We start from the raw sequence: 1,826 nt of genomic DNA, 5'->3' as shown, positions 1-1,826 counted from the left end.
TCATATATGCAATAGTTTTGTACAAATGTCAAGAGGAAATAGGAGGCGGCGCTTCCTCCCCAACCTGAAGGAAGGGGTCTCCGCACCGAAGATTGATGAACCGGTCATGGAATTCATCAAGGGGTGCGGCCTGTTCTTCCCCTTTCCGGTTCCGTCCGAAGCAGTACTGTGTTCCATGAAGATTTCCGCCATGCTCGCCAGGGGCAAGGGGCGTGATTACTACGATGTCATGTTTCTGTTGTCACGGACGGAACCGGATTACCGATTTCTCGGCAGCAGCCTTGGAATTCACAACCTCTCGGAACTGAAGGCCGCTGTTGAAACGTCGCTGCAAACAGTTGATCTGCGGCAAAAACAAAAAGATTTCGAGCATCTTCTGTTTCATCGCGACAACAGTCGGCGTATCCTTCATTTTGCCGCGTTTATCCGTTCCCTGGGATGATTATGGTGAAAAACCACTCCTCCATAATCTCGTTCTTCACCGCACAAAATCGAAGACGTATTTTCCGGCCGTGAAGAGCATGACGGCCGAGAGCATCCATTTGATGCCCGTGGCCGGAACCAGCTTCTGGCAGCGGGCCCCGAGGTACATGCCGGCCATGCCTCCGAGGCCGAAGAGGGCGCCCAGGACCCAGTCCGGGGCCACGGACAGGTCCGGGTAGAGGGGGGCGATGGCCTGATAGAAGGCCACCCCGGCGATGGAGGTCACAAAGGTGCCCATGAGGGCCGCCCCGGCCACGATGTAGACCGGCAGGCCGAAGAAGGTAATGAAGAACGGGGCGATGATGGAGCCGCCGCCGATGCCGTAGATCCCGCCGACGATGCCGACCAGGAAGCTGAGCAGGAAGATCCCCCCGAAGGAGACGTCAAAGGACTCGCCGTGAAAGGTGAAGGCCAGACGTTTGAGGTTGAAGCGTCCGACGGTGGTGGCCTGGACCGGGCCCTCGGTCCCGGCCCGGCGCGAGGCCCTGACCAGTTCCTGGAATTTCCGTTCGGCCTCGGCCTTGGAGGTTTTTGCCCCGCCTTTCCCGGTCAGGTCGAGGATCATTTTCACGGCGATGTAGAGCAGGACCCCGGCGGCAAAGAGCTTGAAGTGCCTGGGGTCCGGGAGCCAAAGTACCCGGACCACGGCCCCGATGAAGACCCCGGGCAGGGTGCCCAGGATGACGATCCAGGTCAGGGGCCAGACCATCCGGCCCTCTCGCCAGTAGCGATAGACCCCGCTGGGGATGGCCACAATGTTGAAGACCTGGTTGGTGGCACTGACGGATGGATGAGTGTAGCCCAGAAAGGACATCTGAAAGGGCAAAAGCAGAAAGGCCCCGGACACCCCGCCCATGGAGGTGAAAAAGGAGACGACAAAGGCCACCGTCGGAGGAATCCACAAGGCGACCTCGATGTCGGCGGTGGGGAAGTACATGGGGGATTCTCCTGATCGCACGTTACAGTGAGTCTGAATCCGTCAAAGGCCGAACCGTTGTCGATGGCAGGACCCGAAGCACGAGATCAGAAAACAATATTTCCAGCCGAACCGCAACTCCCAATCAGGCCGGAACATAGCCCCGGGCCAGGTCGAGGAACCGCCCAGTTTCTTCCCGGGCCTGGAGATCATTATTCGCCGCCACGGGTAGGCCGTCCCTCGGTTTTTTCCAGATTACATCGTTGACAGAGCCGAGACAAGGCCCCTATTCATCAATCTTCGGTGCGGAGACCCCTTCCTTCAGGTAGGGGAGGAAGCGCCGCCTCCTATTTCCTCTTGACATTTGTACAAAACTATTGCATATATGATTTATGAAACGCACCGTCCGTCTCAAACTCCACCCCAC

At 58.0% G+C, this 1,826-nt stretch carries 2 protein-coding genes; one reads left to right on the top strand and one right to left on the bottom strand.

Features of this window, described 5'->3' with window-relative positions:
- On the top strand, positions 1-442 hold a 442-nt coding region (locus EOM25_14540; GenBank protein NCC26394.1), incomplete at its 5' end, for a hypothetical protein.
- Positions 443-478: 36 nt separating this feature from the next.
- Here EOM25_14540 and EOM25_14535 read toward each other — a convergent pair.
- Positions 479-1,420: a sulfite exporter TauE/SafE family protein gene (locus EOM25_14535; protein NCC26393.1), complete on the bottom strand. Its 942-nt coding sequence runs from the start codon at positions 1,418-1,420 to the stop codon at positions 479-481.
- Positions 1,421-1,826 lie beyond the last annotated feature (406 nt).

Source organism: Deltaproteobacteria bacterium (assembly GCA_009929795.1).
Lineage (GTDB): Bacteria > Desulfobacterota > Desulfovibrionia > Desulfovibrionales > Desulfomicrobiaceae > RZZR01.
Note: the sequence above shows the minus strand (reverse complement) of the source record. Positions and strands in the feature narration are given on the sequence as shown.